Source organism: Paenibacillus sp. FSL H8-0315 (assembly GCF_038005365.1).
Classification (GTDB): Bacteria; Bacillota; Bacilli; order Paenibacillales; family Paenibacillaceae; genus Paenibacillus_AQ; species Paenibacillus_AQ odorifer.
Genome location: NZ_JBBOTA010000001.1, coordinates 851,447 through 869,171 on the forward strand (window position 1 = coordinate 851,447; position 17,725 = coordinate 869,171).

Here is a 17,725-nt window from a genome sequence, read left to right on the forward strand (position 1 = left end):
CAAGCTGACATTGTTTTTCATAATATCTACCTCCCAATAAAAATGGTATATAAACTTTAATCTTATAATTTAAGACTTTTTTAGTTTACCATATTTTTAAAATGTACTCTCTAAAAACTTTGATTGCTACATCCATTGATACATCATAAAAATGGTGGAAATCAGATTAGTCAGCCCGTGCAGAACCCAACCTGGAATGATCGAACCGCCGGATAATTTCTCATCCAACATTCCGATGCTCCAACCCACAAAACCTGTAAGAATCATTACAACAGCAGAATTCAATAATCCGGAACTGCTGTATAACAGTACAGCATGTACGACACCAAATAATAAAGCTTGAGCACAGTTTCCAATTCCGAATCCGAATTTCGAACTTAACCGTTTACCAATGAAGCCGCGGAACAGAATCTCTTCGGACAAGCTAGTCTGCAACCAAGAATAAATCAATGCCGGAATCAAACCTTTAAGACCTGTACCATAAAACTGTGAGCTGGCCAAAGTATTCTTATCCAGCATATAGATTGCTGTAAGCATTCCCAGGCTGGTGAATATAGTCATGGTAAGTATAAACCATAGTATGAACTGCTTCCTAGAAAGCAATTGGGGTTTCTTCCAGCCAATCCACATGGCAAAGGATGAAGTTGTTCTGCTTGTAAAAAACCAGTATGTATAGGGAATGATGCTGAATAAGATGAGCTGAAGGACTGCACTGATGAGCAATGACAATGTCAACGGAATACCCTCCCTTTAATAAGAACAGCCTCAATATATCATGGACCGCTGCTTACCAGCGGGAAGAGACCGTAACTTGCAGGTTAGGTGGAGTAGTTGGTTGCGGATTGCTACTCAGGCAGTGGTAATACCGCCAACATCATGAACTGCCCATTCTCATATCTGAAACTGACGCTTCCTTGAAGCTGTTGAACCGCATACTCAATGCTTTCGATTCCGAACCCTCTACGCCCAAAGTTCCGCTTGCTGGACAAAAAAGAGCCCTGCCCGTCCTCTGTAAGCAGAGATGCAGGATTCTTTAAAGAAATCACCAATAACCCGTCGCAATAAATCACTTCCAGCCCAATAACATTCTGCTCTGACTCTGGTAATCTCTGAACCCCTTCGATTGCATTATCTAATGCATTGCCTAAAATAATTGCAATTTCAACCTCTTTGCCTGCAAGTAACAGGTCTTGCGGGATGCAAAAATGAGATTGCATTGTAACTTGATGTAGCTCGGCTTTGGCGAACTTCTCATTATAGATGGCATCAATAGCTATATTTCCAGAAGAAATATACTTTTCTCCTGCCTCCTGTGTCGAAGCAAGCTCCGCAATATATCGCTTGGCTTCTTGTACAGCTCCTTCATCCAGCAGAGAATGAATAAGGATCAACACATGGTTCAGATCATGCCGCAAACGCTGTGCTTCCTGATTATCTTTCAGTTTACTCGTGTAATCCTTCACTTGCTGCTGAAGCACATGATTATGCAATTCTATTTGCATCCGTTTCATTAACTTTTGATATATAAACATTACAGCTACATTAATTACAAGAATCCCAAGCAGGATGAATACAAAATCAAACGGAATATCAAAAGGTTTATCACTGGAATGTCTCAGATTCACAATAATAATAAGCAAAGAACCCGCCGAAACAAGATTCAGCACAGCCCAATCCTGATTCGACAGTAACGTTGTGGTATCCACTTTGAACAACCGCAGCAATAGCAGACATAACATGATGCTTAGCAAAACAACAAATAGGAAAGCAAAAGATAACCACCAGAAATTAACTGTATCTATTCCCTCGGCATTGAGTGGGATATGCTGAATCCCAGACCATACCAGCATCTCAATAACCACCGTAAACACTGTATAGAAACTGCTAAAGAACAGCTTTTGTAGCACACTGCCGCGGAAATAAAAAATAGTAATCAGACTATACACAAGTAGGTGAAGGATGACCGAATCTACTAGAGGTAAGCTAGCAGCGGTAAGCGATTTAATTATATAAAAGATAATAAGACAGCCTATAAATGAATTTTTGCTCCTGCTCAGGATCAGGAATTTTTTGAGAAAAATATAAAATGTAACCCCTTGCGGGACATATATAAGGACGAGCATAAATACACCAAAAAAGTAAGGACTAATCTCCCGGATGAAAGACATTTATCTTAAGATCCTCTTTTCTATAAAGGCATGGTAGGACCGTAAAGAATCAGAGCTTCTACTGCGGCTGACGGGAAGCTCCACCCCGTTCTTCAGCTGAATAAGTTCTTTGCTTAAAGAACGAACATACAGCCAATTTACTAGGAATCCCGTATGTACGCGACAAAAATCGTGTGATTCCAGCTGTCCTTCCAACTCTCTCAGTTTGCCATAATACGAGTAAGTCCCTTGTTCAGTACAAAGGACCAATTTTTTACCTCGTTCTACCGTGATATACATAATATCATCTACCCTTAAATTATAGCTCATATGATGGATTGAGAATGACAGCACGTTGTTTCTTTGCATGCATTGCTGAATGGCTTTGACTGTGGCGGTCTGCAGTTCATGTTCATCAATGGGTTTCAGTAAATAGCGAAAGGGATGAACCGCAAAGCTTCTTCTCATATAACTTGTATGGCTGGTGACATAGATAATTAATACCCTGGCATCTTTGAGCCGGATCTTCTCTGCGACTTCTATACCGTTATACTCGGGCATCTCCATATCCAGATAAACTATATCGTATGCGGTAGTCGTCATTGCCTGAAGCAGGGTTTGGCCTGATTCAAAAATCTCAATAGAGGCAGTCATCCCTTGCAGGCTAGTTATCTGCTTCATGAGTAATTCTTCCAACCGCGAGGCATCTTGCCTCTGATCGTCACAGATTGCAATGTGAAGATTCATATTATGTATCCCTCCAAGTGAACGTAATTCTATCATATTATAATTTGAAAAAATATGAAGAACCGCCAAAAAGCCGATCCTCTCGGACCGGCCTATAAACTCTTTTTTACAGGGAAGTTTCTACCCTAGTCAATTCATCGGAAGAGCGGACGCCAGCCGCCGAAACTGGATGAAAATAAACAGAGCGGTCAGCATCACCACAATTCCTGAACCGAGGAACCATAGCTGCACACCGTATCGATCCACCACAGGTCCTGCCAACAGCAGCCCAATTGGCGAAGACAACATCATAATGCTGGTCACGAGTGAAATGACACGCCCAAGCATCTCGGGTTCAAAAGAACGTTGGATCATCGCCATGAAGGGACCGTTGAAGAAGGGTGCCGCACTGCCCATCAAGAACGAGAGAATGGCAAAGATCACAAATGCATTCGGACCAATCAAACCACTGATCACACAGGTAAGACCGATGACTAGCAGACCTACGCTCATATAGCTAATGTCGCTCCATTTAGATGAGAACATCGACAATAGCAGACCACCTAAAATCATCCCGATGCTGAACACCGCTTCCACCAGGCTGGCACTGTATCCTCCACGGCCAAAATGAGACAATGTCATATAAGGAAACAGTGTCGCTAACGGCATAAATGCGATACTAAACACCGCAGTAGCCCCCGTAATCAACACAATGGGTTTCGCTTGAATGAGTGCGTTCCAACCCAAACGGAATTCTTGAACGAAAGACGGCGCAGCTGAAGACTGCACTTTAGGCTGATGGATCTTCACCATGAACAGCATCAGATTCGCAATCAAAGCCCCGGCCACATCGAGTAGTAATACTGCCCCGAGCGAAGTTGCCGAGTAAACCGCTATCCCAAGTGCAGGACCCATTACATTCGAGAAAGAGAACACCATCTGCTGCCAGCCCGCGACTCTTGTCAATTCTTCTTCAGGCGCAATCAACGGAACAGCCGCCTGAAAAGCCGGAGCATGAAAGGCTGATGCCGCCGAACGCAGGCTCAGAATGACATACACAAAGCCAAGTCCCGGTTCCCCCCACATGAAATAAATACCTAATATCAGACTGAAGAGCGCAATTGCGCTATCAGCAATAATCATCGTTATTTTACGATTCCAACGGTCCAGCCAGACCCCTACAAAAGGACCCAAGACCGCTTGCGGCAAAAACGCTGCCAACCCAGCAATCATCAAAACTGCCGCTGACCCTGTCGATTCCGTTAAGTGCCAGATCACCGCGAATTGAACCATCGAACTCGTAAGAATCGAGAAAATCTGTCCGCTAAAAATAAGGGCGAAGGCTTTTTTCCATTGTATTTGCATAAGGTCATCTCCTTTGATTAAAAACTTAAATAAACTCATTCCATGAGCATAGGCACACTGAAACAGGCACATCACAAATAAACTCATTTCCTTATCTCAAAGAAAGAATGAGTCCACTTGTCTTGCACCACTGATTACCATAAACGAATGGAATGAGTCACAAGGAGCACCTCCTGAAAAAAATTATGTTCATTATAACATCGCATCTCTTCCCTGAGCCAGTTCCAATTGTTCTTTTTGCGAAAAATTTGATCTATCCCCACCTTCCGAATAAATTCCTAAATAAGGGAGAAGATAAAAATCACTTAACATCTCATTTATTTAAGGAGAATTGCATGCGGAAATTTTTTAACGCCAAGACACCTCCGTCTAATCCTAAGGTGCACCCTCAATTCGAAGCCGAAAATGAGCTTTCAATGAAGGATCTTTTTTCCCATTCTATCTCTGCGTCTCTCGAAGACAACTTACAGATTATTAATAAATGTTTTGCCAATTGTTCGGACCTAAAGGTAATTCCATGGCATTATGGCCCGGATCTTAAGTATGAAGCCTCATCCGTCTATTTCAATACACTTACTAAGTCTGACCCTACAAATTATTTTAAAGATGTCTTGCAGAATTTAGTTCCGCATGAGCTGGGTCCCACCTTGGACGTGACCGTTGAAGATGTCATCTCCTATTTTGAAAAAAATGGTGTTTCATCACCGCTGCTTGAATTAATGGACAATATCGGTCAAGCCATTAAGGGGATTCTTGATGGGAAAGTTGTCCTTTTCTTTACAGGTTGGCAAAAAGCCGTTGCCTATTATGCCTTCGATGTAGAACAGCGCCAAACCTCTGAGCCCATTTCAGAGCCTACTGTTCAAGGTCCCCACGTCAGCTTTATAGAAAGCTTGGAGCGTAATGTAGGTGTTATTCGTAGTTTGCTGAAATCTACTAATCTTAAGTTCGAGTTCTTTACCTCTGGTAAGCAGGTTCAAAGAACGTTGTCCTATGGTTATCTGGATGGAGTAGTCAAACCAGAAACATTAAATCAATTCAAACAACGGATAGCAAGTATTGATCAGGAAGAAATTCTTGACGTTTCCTATCTCGAAGAGTGGATCGGTGATTCGCTCTACTCACCATTTCCACAAGTCCGCTATACAGAACGACCGGATACAGCTATAACAGCTCTGCTAGACGGAAAGATTATTGCTATGGTTAACGGAAGTCCTTCCATTCTGATCTGTCCCGGGAATTTCATGGAGTTTTTTACGAATAGCGAAGATTATTACTACCGGACCATTTTTTCATCATTGATAAGAATGATTAGGGTCGCTGCCTTCATCATCGCCCTGCTGTTACCCAGTACCTATATTGCCTTATCCAACTTCCATTCCGAACTAATTCCCACAGTTCTGCTGCTTGCCATTCTAAACACACGCGAAGGAATCCCCTTTCCGGCTATGGTTGAAGCTTTGATCATGGAGTTTTTCTTTGAGCTATTGAGAGAGGCGGGCATACGCTTACCCAGACCGATTGGATCGGCCGTCAGTATCGTTGGGGCTTTGGTCATTGGACAAGCTGCTATTCAATCGCAGATTGCCTCTCCGGTCATGGTCATTGTCGTCGCTTTGACGGGCATTGCCTCATTTGCGCTACCACAATACAATATGGCAATTGCGCTGCGGATTTTACGGTTTCCCTTAATGATTCTCGCGGCAACATTCGGAGGACTTGGCATCATGGTCGGTTTTATTCTAATTTATCTCCATCTGGCTACCTTGCGCTCTTTAGGAGAACCGTATTTAGACTCGTTAGCTCCGTTAGATCTTAAAAGAGTACGTGATTCTATTTTTCTACTTCCGAGAAGACTGCTGCTTCATTCACCACGGAATCGACACCTATATAAAAAGACTTCGGGAAGGAAGTAGATATAGTGAAGCGGCTTACTACCATACTAATTTCCCTTCTTGTACTCACTCTAACTAGCGGATGCTGGGATAATAAAGAATTGGACGAGTATGGGTATGTGCAGGCGGTCGCCATTGACCAAAGCGAAGACAATCGGATTGTAATCACGACACATTTCTATAATCCTTCCACCAAAATAGAAATGGGACAAGCAGGGGATCCAGCGTCCAAGGGAATTAATATCGTTACGAGTGGAGAAACCTTTTTTGAAGCAATAAGGGAGATCCCGGCAAAATTTGGTCGAAAAGCCAAATGGGATCATATGCGTGTCATATTAATCGGGGAGCAACTAGCCAGAACCACGAACATCCGGGAGGTACTTGATTTTTTCTCCAGGGATCAAGAACCGCGTGGTACCGTTCTTCCTCTCATCGCTGAGCAATCTGCGGCACCATTTTTAGATATCAACCCGTTTATCGAGCAGACCATTGGTCAACAGTATAAGAGAATGGAGACGAGCGGTGCTCTATATGCCGCAAAAACTTCCAAGATTCCTCTCTATGAGCTGGCTATACAAATGTGTAGCCCCTCCAATACTTCCATCATCCCTTACCTGCATAAGACCAGTTTGGATCATAAACCATTGATATCTGGGCTGGCTGTAATTCATAACGGTAAAATGATTGACATTCTAAAGGAGAAGGATACAGAAGCATTCATGATGCTGACGGATAGATATATCTATGGAGTACTAGAATTTCCTTGCCCGGATGAGACCGAAGTACCGCTGCGGAAAAAAGAAACGCTTGAAGTGCTTACCTTCAACAGTACGCTTACTCCAATCGTAAAAAATGGTTCTGTGTCCGTCGGTGTAAAAATTGCTATTGAAGGAATGATCGGAGAATTACGTTGCTCACATTTAAAAAACAATAAGGACATGAAGCTTTTTGAGCAGCGTATCATAACTCAGGTTGAACAACAGGTTGAGCACGCAACCAAGTTTTTGAAAACAAAAAAGATCGACGCACTCGGAATTGGCAATCAGATTTACCGGAAAAATCCGCAGCTGTGGAAACAACTAGAGCCTCAATGGAAGGATACATTCGCCCAGACTCAGTTCGATATCAACGTTGATGTCAAAGTGCTAAGCACTGGAATGAACTCAGGCACAATATTTGGAACAAAGGAGAAGTAGCTATGGTGGGAAAAATAATCTGCGTTCTCTTATTAGCTTCCGCTATGCTAGCCCATGACATCCCAAGGTTTAAGCAAGCCTCCATCCGCGATCGAGTAGTTTATGGAGTATTATTACTACCCGTACTTTATCTCGGATTTATCTTTATTGCAGCTAAGCCATGGCCCAATATAGATTCCATCTTCAATTTATTCACGGCTCCAGCTGAGCACATCGTCCATTGGATCAACCCTGCCATTTCATAAGCTTAAAGAATGAGGAGGAACGTATGAATAAGCAAGAACGTGTTAGTTCGATCCAAATGTCCATGCTGTTTCTCTTCTTTATGACCGGTTCCTCAATCGTTATCGTCCCTGCGTCACTAACTAACTTTGCCGGCAACGGAGCCTGGATATCCCTCTTAATCGCCTCGGCCATAGGAATGGCTCTGCTTTCCGGTATTCTATATTTGAACCGACGAGCGCCAGATCTTTCGCTTGTGGAACAAAGCCGCTCCGTACTTGGAAACGGACTGACCCTCGTCCTCCTGATTCCTTTCACTTGTGTACTGTTTTGGAATGTCGCTGGAATTGTAATTGAGATCGGAACCTTTTTCAAAAGCACGATGTTAAAAGAAACGCCCACTTACGCAGTAAACACCATGTTTTTTATAACGATTGCGATGACAGCTCTAGCTGGAATTGAAGTGATTGCCCGCATGGCAGCCGTCCTAATGTCACTAATGTTCGGATTTATCATCTTAGTCTGGATACTCGTAGCAGGGTTGTATCATCCCGAGTACCTACTGCCCATCATGCCTGATGGATTTAGGCCTATCCTAAGTGCTACATATGTAGTCTATGGCTTTCCCTATTCCGAGCTTATCGTTTTTTCGATGATTTTACCGTTCGTGCGTAAAGAAGACAATTCTAAACTGGGAAAACAGATGTATCTTGCACTCATCATCAATGCCCTGACGTTAATTGCTTCTGTCATTAGCAGTATTATGGTATTGGGACCACTGTCCGGCAGCTTGAAATATTCATTATATCAGTTGGCGAGACTCATTTATTTTCAGGAAACCATTGAAAGAATCGAATCCGTGATTGGTTTTTCACTCATTATCGGCTTCTATTTCAAGGCTTCTATCCTGCTGCTTATTCTTATTAAAGTACTAAAGGAGCTTCTGAGATTGAATGATGAACGTTTAATTGTTTTCCCACTTGCTTTTGTCTGCCTGCTGTTATCTGTAACGACTTACACACAGGAGTCTGAGCTTGAGAAAATCGTGAATACTACATGGCCCTTGCTCACTAATCTAGCTTACATCCTGCCGTTTCTTCTGATTCTATTGGTCACTTTTATTCGTTATCATATAAATCAACACAAAAAATAACCCGTTCTAAACGGATTCAATATCCCCTATCTCATTTCGCAGACTTCAGCTTCTTCTTTTCTTGAATCCAGCCCGCCAGCAAAAGTATTGCTCTACATAATTGCTTGCCATCGCGATTGAAGATTCTGAGATTTCCGGACCCAGAGGACGTTATTCCCAATTTTTTGGCCTTTGGAGCAGAGTTTCGGACTCCACTGACGCTATCTCATATAAAAAGACTCATATTGAGTGTTTTTTTATGGGAATAGCTGCTATACAGTCCGCTAGGATGCAAAATATAGACCCATGACACGTTTAAGGTCAGCTGTGTCCGATGGGCTTGGTCTGTGCAAGTGTTATTGGATCAAACGAAGCAAAGTAGGGATGCCCAACAGCCACTTTTAGCTTATTAGGACACCCCTGTTAAGTTTATTACGTTACTCGCTCTAACCAATAAATTCTTGAACCCACTCGCTGTTATAGTAACCTATTCCAATTTCTGTAAAGCTACTATTCAGGATATTGGCACGATGACCAGGACTGTTCATCCATTGGTTCATTACTTCTTCTGCGCTCGACTGACCTTTGGCGATATTTTCCCCCGCTGAATTGTATGAGATCCCGAATGCTTTCATCATATCAAACGGAGATCCATACGTAGGAGACTGATGGTCAAAATAGTTATTGTCATACATATCCTGCGCTTTAGCCAAAGCCATTTTCGAAAGTTCGCTATTTAAGCTAAGAGGCTTCAAGCCTGCATTCGTTCTTTCTTTATTCACCAGATCCAATACTTGCTGTACCGATTGGGATGTATTGGTGGATGGTTGTGGATTTGCAGACTTCTGTGGGACAGCAGAATGTTGCGGATTTGCAGAATATTGTGGTTTCGCCGACTGCTGCGGATACGTTGTTTGATCTGTTGTGCTTCCTGTAGGTGGATTGGTACGGATGAACCCATCCAGCCATTTCGTTACATCGCCAGGAACTTGTTTAGTCTTAATTGTTGTATTCCCTGCATTCTCCGTGGAAATGGAAGATGCTTGCGTTAAAGTTGAACTTGAGGTAGTTTTACGAGCATGATTGTCAACCTTCGTTTGTTGAGTTGTCATTTGGTTGTTGGCCGAGTTATTACCCGAACAAGCAGTAACGAGTAATAGCGCTACTATTACGATAAATGGTTTAATAAGAACCCCTCCTGATTTGGCAAAGTAGTGACTTAATCGAATAAAGTTTTTGTAAAGTACCCCTGATTTATTCATCCCTAATTCAAAAATATAAAAAGCAAAAAAGTCCACTCGCAACATGGTTGCTGTGGACTTAATCTTAGTGGATATTTTAGATGCGTCGATATAGTTACATTTATAGTAAATTATAGAATTTTTTACTAATTAATGTTATGCTTTATTAAGATCATAAAGTATAACATCAAATAAGATTTGGACAAACAAGCTTATAGAAATGAGCAGGTGTTGTTAGGTAATTAGATACTTTTAGATTACTTAATGTAATGTGATTGCAAAATTATTACAAGGAGTGATCATGCTATGTTAGAAGGTATCTCGATAAAACAAGTCTCCATTTATTGTCCTGAAAGAGTGATTAACAACCAATATTTTATTGACCATTTTCAAAAGCAAGGTATAGATATTAAGCGGATTCTTAAAAAGACAGGCAGAAAAAACCGCCATGTTATTGAAGGAACGAAGGAGAACTCGTTGACGATGGCGATTAATGCCGCTCAACAGGCAATTGATGCTGCATCATTGAATTCTGCAGATATAGACCTGATTCTTTTTTCCAGCTCAACTCCGGAATATTTATCACCTACGAATTCATTGCTTATTCACAAAGCTATCAAAGGTAAAGATGATACGCTTTGCTATGACTTAAATGGTAATTGTATAGGAATGTTTATTGCGGTTGAACAGGCTGCTCGTACTTTATACGATGATCCTGATAGAGATAGAGCGTTGGTTATCGGTTCGGATTTTTTAAATTTATGGGCTGATCCTTCACATCCAATAACATATTCAATTTTTGGCGATGCCGCCGTAGCCCTCATTTTAGAAAAAGATCATTCAGAGAGTGGATTAATTGACGTAAGGTATCTTTCGGACAGCCGTTTTACAGAAGAAATTGTGTACCCCGCTCAAGGATTGGCTAAGTCTTTGCGTGATGGGGCTGAACACCGCTACTTACACTGGGGGAGATTCAGCGGAATAGACAGTGTACGATTTGCGGAAGCATCTATTGTTGAATTATTAAACAAACATCACCTAACATTCGAGGATATACAAGTTTTTTGTTTTTCACAATTTACATTGGCTAATATTAAATTACTTCAAGCTAAGCTGAACCTGGATCAACATAAAATTATTTATGTAGCCGACGAATATGGCTATACAGGCACAAGCAGTCCCTTTCTGGCCTTATATTGTGCTATTGAACATGGTTTGATCAAACGTGGCGACAACTTATTATTTTGGACATTGGGGTCAGGTTATCAAGCCGGTTCAATGTTATGGCGTTATTGACATGGGGCTCCATTCATTCATTCATCCTATCACTATCGAAACTCCACAATACACTAACAACAATCCCATCAGTATATTAAATTGACTTCTATATTTAGATATCATTTTTTTGAAAAGAGAACCACATAAACACCAACTAAAAGTGCCCATAAAACCGATGAATGCTAAGACTATAGAGTAACTCAATAAGCTAAAATAGGAAGAATGAGAGGTAAGAATAAATGTAGATGTAACTGTGATTCCATATAATATCCCTTTAGGATTAATAAATTGTAAAAGCATACCCGCAATAAAACTGTTATGTTTATCGCCACTTCCATCACTTTCTTGATGTTTACTTGTAATAATTTTAAATGCTAAATAAAACATGTAGACTCCGCCTATCACAGCCATAATAGATTCAATCTTAGGGATAAAATTGATCAGAAGTATATTAAAATAGCAACATAACAATATAATCACGAAAAAACCTGTGCCCACTCCTAAACAAAATCTCAATGTTTTTCGTAAACCAAACTGGTTTGCAAAAGTCATTGCCATAATGTTATTAGGTCCCGGAGTAAAGCTAGCAACAAATGCATATAAAAACAAAGAAACAATCACTGAATTACACCTCGTTGTATGTTATAATGTATTTATCAGACGCTATAACGTCCTTATGTGCGTTTTATTGCATATCCTGGTCGTTATAAAGTAAATAGGGATAGGAGAATTACCGTGGAAGAGATAAATCAAATCATTGCGGAGAATATAAAAAAGATTAGAAGAAGTAAAGATTTAAGCCTGGAAAAGGTGGCTGAATTAACAGGAGTAAGCAAAACAATGATTGGTCAAATCGAAAGAGGCGAATCGGCACCTACCATTACAACCATTTGGAAGATCGCCAATGGATTAAAAACTTCATTTTCTGCGCTGATAGATTACCCAAAGCCTGACACAAGAGTCGTATTAAGAAATGAAATTCAACCACTGCTTGAAGACAACGGAAAATATCGGGTGTACCCATCTTTCCCATTTGATGAAAGCAAACGATTTGAGGGTTATACAGTTGAGATAGACAAAGGTGGATACCTTGATGCCAATCCACATATGGAAGGAACTGAAGAATTAATCACTGTATTTGATGGTGAATTGTCTTTGCGTGTCGATGAAAATGAATATCTATTAAAATCTGGTGATTCTATCACGTTTAACGCAGACAAACCCCATGTATATTATAATCCAGGACAATTATTGACCCGTTTAAGCATGATCTTATATTATTCTAGTTAGCAAAAAAACCAAGGTTCTTAAACCTTGGGATCAAATCTTACTATGATAACCTGCGGAGATAACGCTCAGCCTCCCCATTATGAACCGTCCAGCATTAACTTATAAACCTTACCGTCTTTTACATATTCATTATTAAAAAGCAGGGCATCCCCTTCTCTTTTCAGGAATTTCAGATTGTCTCCAAAAAAAGGAAGGTCGTTTGTTTCGGCATATTTTTGCTGCTCTACGTCAAGAAGTGCCTTGTACAACAATGTTTTGGCACCTGTTTTACGATCTATCATCATGAGGAAACCTTGCTGATTGGACCGAATCAGCAGAAAATCCTCGTCCATTCCCTCCACTAAATAATTATCCGAATTACCACCTAGGGTGTTCAGATTAATCGTCTCCGTTACGTTCCCTGTTCCATCTTCAATTAATCGTAATATTTTCCCATCGGTAAGCAGGAGCTGATTGCCAGCTATTTTCACATTGTCACCATAACGAAGATAGTATCCTACACTTGCGTGGCGAATGACCATTCCATCCTTAATAATCATCGTATACCATTTATTATTGATATGTGGTTCTCCGTAAACATCTGTTACGGTTAGATAGATTAGACCTTTCGGCGTCTTCTGAAAATCGAATTGAACAGCATCGAATAACTGCGAACCAAGGTTCGTTAGCAAGCGAGTTTGTCCTGCGGAATCTGTTAGATATAAACCCCCTGTTTTTTTATCCACTGTATAAGTAGATCCAGCAAATTGTGCGCTGGCACTAGCATAGTTCAATAGCCCAGTTGCTGTATATATCCTCTTCGTCGCATCCCAGCTGACCGTTGTTCCTCCTAATGAATTTACAAGAAAACGGGCAGGTACATAGAGTTGACCATTAATTTCAAAAGGAACACCTTCTACACTTACCAATTTACCATCAAGGACCCCCTGTTTACTTCCAATACGAACGGCTATCTTTTTTCCCCATCCAGTAAACTCCGCTCTTTGATGCGATTTATCCCATACAACCTTAAGTCCTGCCGCTTCCCAGTGACTGGCTGAAACATAAGTAATCCCATCCTTTACTAGTGCAGCGCTCGTACCTTCCCCGCCTCCATCCATAATGAAAGTGAAGTAAGCGGGCAATGCCGCATTCGCAACTGGAGCAGCAAGCAATGATGCAACAAGTATTGGAGCTAGCAACCATCTTTTATCCATATCTTGATCAACCTCCATGTTAGAAAATCATAAATTCTTCATAGGGTATAGACGCAGTTTAATTCCAAAGGTTCCTAGAAGTTAACAATAATAGTAAATTATAAGATCAAAGTCTCTCCTTCTATTCATCCTCTCATCTGCCTCTTTTTCTCCCATTTCGTTGTTCCCCCAAGAATCTGTGAAAATTTTCTCATATATTGATAGGGAGGTTGGCGCCAAACCTTAAACAAAAAAATTGAAAGAAGGCAATTACAATGGCTTTAGGTTGTGATACAGCTACAAATGTAACAGCAGCAAGATTAACTACACTTAAAAATAATAAATTCACATTCGTTTGCCGATATTTAAATCGCGTGGAAGGATACCAAGATGGTCTCACCTCAGCTGAGATTACACGGATTTCAGATGGGGGATTATATATCATATCCCTTTATCAAATCAGCAAATCGCTCGATCATTTTACGAAAGCCAATGGGATTAAAGATGCTGAAACGGCTGTAGGATTAGCAAGTGATTTGGGACAAACCAGCAGCACTCCGATTTATTTTGCGATAGACCGCGATATGACCTCTACCGAAATCACAAACAATATAGTACCTTATTTTCAAGGCATAAAATCAGTGCTAGACAGCAGTACTAAAAATTCCAAAGGCTATAAAATGGGTATCTACGGATCACGAGCAGTCTGCTCTCATATTCGAGGCACTAATTCCGCCACAACACGTTACACCTTCATCGTAGATAATGACTGGCAGGGAACCTTCGAGGATTGGAACCTGCGACAATATAATTTCAACACTGAGGTAGGAACAAGCACTGGCAAAATCAACGTAGACTATGTAGAGTCCTCCTCACATAGCGGTGGAGGCTGGAAAAAGTAATTTATTCCACTTTTATCGGTGACGAGGCGTCGTACGAAAGCAGATTATGATAGATTCAAATAAAGTCTCGTTATTATAAAAATAGTAAAAAGACAACCAGGCATGGATTATCCGATTAATGGAGAAGCTCTGCCTGGTGTTTTTGGTTTGTAGCGGTTTGTTTAAGCAGATATTCATAAATCGTAGCTATCCGACTTTAATGTCTTCTTTGGGCAACCCTCGGAGAAAAATCCATAGAATTTTCCAATGTCCAGCCGAATTACGATCGAGCATCCATTCCACACTGACAGCAACTCGCTTTCCTCACTGATAGCAGCTTGCTTTCTTCACTGACAGCAGCTTGCTTCCGCTATCCTCTCCCCGTATATTTTATCGCTGTAACTTTATGCAACCTATGAGATAACTGCACTTTATACACTTATTTCGTCTGTAAAAGGCTAACTTCTCACTTTAACTGTATTCTATACAATTAAAAATCACAGTTATCAGCTTTAGCGGCAAAAAACTAAAAAATAGCTGTACAAAATACAACTATCTTCATGAGCGAGTTTTTCGAGCGAAAATAGCTGTACGAAATACAATTAAAAGCCGCTACATATTAAATTCGTCCGCTCTCCGTATAAAAAAGGGGCGAGATCTTTGTAGATCACCCCCTCCTCCACTTGCTCCTATTTAGAATCGCCCATTTGATCATATGCGGGATCATACGTCCACTTCAGGCCGTTGTCCTTACTCGACAGATAGATGGTACCTACAGTGTTGCCCTCTTTGCTGAGCAGAATAGGATACAATCCTTCTTTTCCAATAAAAATAGGTGAAAGCGGCGTTTTTTGATATTCATTAAAGGTTTCCGGAAGGGATACCACGAGTTTTTCCCATGACTGTCCCTTATCTTTGGTCCAATAAATAACAGGCCCATTATCTTCATAATATCTGAACCCTAAGAATCCGATATCCTTGTTAGAAAACCCTGCCCCGGCTAAACTTTCCGCGTATAAATCGTTAGGATTTCCAAGCTCCGTCCATGTCTTCCCGCCGTCAGAGGTCTGGTATACATAATTTAATGAGCGTCCCACGCCTGCAGAACCTCCGGAGACGATCCATCCATTTTGTTTGTCAGTAAACCCGATGAACTTGGCGTCATAACCCTTTGCACCTGCAATGTTGTAGTTATTCCACGATTTCCCCATGTCATCACTGATTAATACATGTAGAGGGGATTCTTTACCATCCGCAAATCCATATACAATTGCAGTTTTGTCCTCGGAGATATAAAATCCGGTATCCGCTCTCCCCATCCCCATTTCTGTTCCAGTCGTATCAAGTTTTAAAGGCGTTTGCGCTTGGATCTCCCCTTTCCGATAGGAGACAGAGACATTACCATCCTCGTCCATGGAATACGCATTCCCAGCGTCATGCACAACAACTTGTTCGCCACTAGAGCTGTAGGAATAAATAGTACCTGGTTTGAGCGCCGCCGTATCTGTAGATTGGCCGGTTAGGTTGGTACAGGCTGCTAGCACTGCTGTTACACTAACCACCATTAAGACCGCAAGAAATGCGCCTACTCCATTTCGTTTTTCTTTCATATTTAAAATACTGCCAAATCTCTGCTTCATCGAGTGTTTTCCTCCTGCAAAATTCGTTGATAAAGCTACATGCCGTGTAGCATTACTTTGCATAACCGATAAAATGGCTTCGCAGTATTTCTTTCGATATGCCGCATTTTGCTTACGTACAACGGTGTCATCACAATAAATTTCAATTTCGCGGACAGCTTCGCGTGCCATGAACCAGACCAATGGATTAAACCAATGCAGTGCCTGCACAATCAGTAGCAGTAGCTTATATATGATGTCATGCCTTTTGTAATGGACCAGCTCATGTTTTAAGATAAACTCCAGCTCTTCGTCACTATATTGATCATGCGGCAAGAATAGTGTTGGCTTGTAAAAACCCATTAGCATCGGATTCGGAACTTTACTGCTTATCAGAACCGCAATGGTGGTTGTTACATGCATTTCTTTAGCGACTTGTTTGAGCTTGGAGAACATATCCTCTCTCTGAAGAGGGCTGCTCCAACGTAACACCTGTTTCCTGAAAAAGAAATAACTCAGCAAATGATACCCTAAAAAAAGCACAGCGCCAGTAACCCAGATGTAAGCTAAAATATTAATTATAGAAGGGATATGGCTTACATCCCCTGTCTGGACCGGCTGAGAGATTACTGGCGTATCCGCCTGCAAATTCTGGGACACTGAGCTTTGAAAGACAGTTGCTATGGCCTGACCTTCGGGTAGCTGAATCGCCACAGGAGGATTGGTAAAGGAAAAGTTGAATGGCAACAATAATCGCAAGGTTAGGATCAACCATATCCAATAGCTCAACTTAGCCGAATAATGTTTTCTTAACAAGGGAGTTAATGTGATTAAGCCGATAATAACTAAACTAAGGGTCACAGAAATAACCAGAAAATCTGTAAAAAGACCTGTTATCATCAGGATTCCTCCTTATCTACTCTATCGAGCAGTTCCCGCAACTCAGCAAGATCGCTTTTATCAATCGCCTTCCCGTTGTATAAGGACATCACCATATCCTGCACAGAGTTGCCAAACAGCTTTTCAAGCGTAGACTTCCCTTCGCTCTCTTTATAATCTGTCTCAGAAATTGCAGCGAGATAACGGTTGCTCCGCCCTTCTTTTTCGCAAGATAGAAAGCCCTTTTCAACCAGCCGTGACAGCACTGTCATCAAAGTTGCAAGCGCCCACTTACGTTTATCCCCCAGTTGATTCAAAATATAAGAGGAGCTAACCCAACTCTCGGCTCGCCAAATCACCAGCATAATTTCCAGTTCAGCATCTGGCAAGCGTTTGATTTTGTTATTCATCCATATTTCTCCTTGTTATACATTTGTGTAATACCTTCATTATACAAACGTGTAATTAAAAAGCAAGCACATTATTTCTAAAATATGTATACATTCTTAGACGTTTATTGTTTTAATAAAGGTTTCACAAGTCCAGTAGCAAATAATAAATAGAACCCTAGGAATTTTTATAAGATTCCAACAATGATAACCAACGCACACTCAGCTGAAATTTATAACTATTTTGGAAACTAAGTGATTGGTCTGCATTATTCTTAAGTAAGGAGGCA

The 17,725-nt window shown here is 41.1% G+C and carries 16 protein-coding genes; 7 read left to right on the plus strand and 9 right to left on the minus strand.

Translation table 11 applies throughout. From position 1 onward, the window contains the following. Positions 1 to 126: 126 nt before the first annotated feature. From MHB56_RS03635 to MHB56_RS03650, 4 genes are all read right to left on the minus strand, one after another. On the minus strand, positions 127 to 735 hold the full coding sequence (locus MHB56_RS03635) for a CPBP family intramembrane glutamic endopeptidase (RefSeq protein WP_076190720.1): 609 nt from the start codon (positions 733 to 735) through the stop codon (positions 127 to 129). Between the two features lie 110 nt (positions 736 to 845). Continuing rightward, positions 846 to 2,168 (minus strand): GHKL domain-containing protein, encoded by a 1,323-nt coding sequence (locus tag MHB56_RS03640; protein WP_341143269.1) that lies wholly within the window; start codon positions 2,166 to 2,168, stop codon positions 846 to 848. Beyond that, positions 2,169 to 2,894, minus strand: coding sequence for a LytR/AlgR family response regulator transcription factor (locus MHB56_RS03645; protein ID WP_076182909.1), 726 nt, complete (start codon positions 2,892 to 2,894; stop codon positions 2,169 to 2,171). A gap of 129 nt (positions 2,895 to 3,023) precedes the next feature. Continuing rightward, positions 3,024 to 4,238, minus strand: coding sequence for an MFS transporter (locus MHB56_RS03650; RefSeq protein WP_248548577.1), 1,215 nt, complete (start codon positions 4,236 to 4,238; stop codon positions 3,024 to 3,026). Positions 4,239 to 4,573: 335 nt separating this feature from the next. On the opposite strand from MHB56_RS03650, the gene MHB56_RS03655 reads away from it, so the two are divergent. The 4 genes from MHB56_RS03655 to MHB56_RS03670 are packed head-to-tail and all read left to right on the plus strand — an operon-like array spanning position 4,574 to position 8,704. Beyond that, on the plus strand, positions 4,574 to 6,154 hold the full coding sequence (locus tag MHB56_RS03655; RefSeq protein ID WP_341143270.1) for a spore germination protein: 1,581 nt from the start codon (positions 4,574 to 4,576) through the stop codon (positions 6,152 to 6,154). Positions 6,155 to 6,159: 5 nt separating this feature from the next. Then, positions 6,160 to 7,329: a Ger(x)C family spore germination protein gene (locus MHB56_RS03660; RefSeq protein WP_175617281.1), complete on the plus strand. Its 1,170-nt coding sequence runs from the start codon at positions 6,160 to 6,162 to the stop codon at positions 7,327 to 7,329. A 2-nt stretch (positions 7,330 to 7,331) separates the two neighbouring features. Further along, positions 7,332 to 7,574, plus strand: coding sequence for a hypothetical protein (locus MHB56_RS03665; protein WP_340392275.1), 243 nt, complete (start codon positions 7,332 to 7,334; stop codon positions 7,572 to 7,574). A 23-nt stretch (positions 7,575 to 7,597) separates the two neighbouring features. Continuing rightward, positions 7,598 to 8,704: a GerAB/ArcD/ProY family transporter gene (locus tag MHB56_RS03670; protein WP_340392277.1), complete on the plus strand. Its 1,107-nt coding sequence runs from the start codon at positions 7,598 to 7,600 to the stop codon at positions 8,702 to 8,704. Positions 8,705 to 9,129: 425 nt separating this feature from the next. Here the strand turns inward: MHB56_RS03670 and MHB56_RS03675 are convergent, their stop codons facing one another. Beyond that, the gene (locus MHB56_RS03675; protein WP_081391877.1) at positions 9,130 to 9,795 is read right to left on the minus strand and encodes a CAP domain-containing protein; all 666 of its coding nucleotides are present in this window, start codon (positions 9,793 to 9,795) and stop codon (positions 9,130 to 9,132) included. A 435-nt stretch (positions 9,796 to 10,230) separates the two neighbouring features. On the opposite strand from MHB56_RS03675, the gene MHB56_RS03680 reads away from it, so the two are divergent. Then, positions 10,231 to 11,220 carry a ketoacyl-ACP synthase III gene (locus MHB56_RS03680; RefSeq protein ID WP_076217871.1) on the plus strand — a complete coding sequence of 330 codons (990 nt, stop codon included), beginning with the start codon at positions 10,231 to 10,233 and terminating at the stop codon, positions 11,218 to 11,220. Positions 11,221 to 11,241: 21 nt separating this feature from the next. Here MHB56_RS03680 and MHB56_RS03685 read toward each other — a convergent pair whose 3' ends face one another. Then, positions 11,242 to 11,823, minus strand: coding sequence for a LysE family transporter (locus tag MHB56_RS03685; RefSeq protein ID WP_341143271.1), 582 nt, complete (start codon positions 11,821 to 11,823; stop codon positions 11,242 to 11,244). A gap of 114 nt (positions 11,824 to 11,937) precedes the next feature. Here MHB56_RS03685 and MHB56_RS03690 point away from each other — a divergent pair, with 114 nt between their 5' ends. Further along, on the plus strand, positions 11,938 to 12,492 hold the full coding sequence (locus MHB56_RS03690; protein ID WP_339281175.1) for a helix-turn-helix domain-containing protein: 555 nt from the start codon (positions 11,938 to 11,940) through the stop codon (positions 12,490 to 12,492). Positions 12,493 to 12,569: 77 nt separating this feature from the next. Here the strand turns inward: MHB56_RS03690 and MHB56_RS03695 are convergent, their stop codons facing one another. Further along, entirely contained in the window at positions 12,570 to 13,688 is a 1,119-nt protein-coding gene (locus MHB56_RS03695) for a copper amine oxidase N-terminal domain-containing protein (protein ID WP_341143272.1), read from the minus strand. Between the two features lie 254 nt (positions 13,689 to 13,942). Here MHB56_RS03695 and MHB56_RS03700 point away from each other — a divergent pair, with 254 nt between their 5' ends. After that, entirely contained in the window at positions 13,943 to 14,569 is a 627-nt protein-coding gene (locus tag MHB56_RS03700; protein ID WP_076127258.1) for a glycoside hydrolase domain-containing protein, read from the plus strand. A gap of 668 nt (positions 14,570 to 15,237) precedes the next feature. Here the strand turns inward: MHB56_RS03700 and MHB56_RS03705 are convergent. Both MHB56_RS03705 and MHB56_RS03710 read right to left on the minus strand, forming a co-directional pair. Continuing rightward, the gene (locus MHB56_RS03705) at positions 15,238 to 17,067 is read right to left on the minus strand and encodes a M56 family metallopeptidase (protein ID WP_076182915.1); all 1,830 of its coding nucleotides are present in this window, start codon (positions 17,065 to 17,067) and stop codon (positions 15,238 to 15,240) included. Next, complete coding sequence (locus MHB56_RS03710) at positions 17,067 to 17,456, minus strand: BlaI/MecI/CopY family transcriptional regulator (protein WP_076143756.1); 390 nt, start codon at positions 17,454 to 17,456, stop codon at positions 17,067 to 17,069. Before MHB56_RS03710 ends, MHB56_RS03705 begins: the two co-directional genes overlap by 1 nt. Between the last annotated feature and the right edge of the window lie 269 nt (positions 17,457 to 17,725).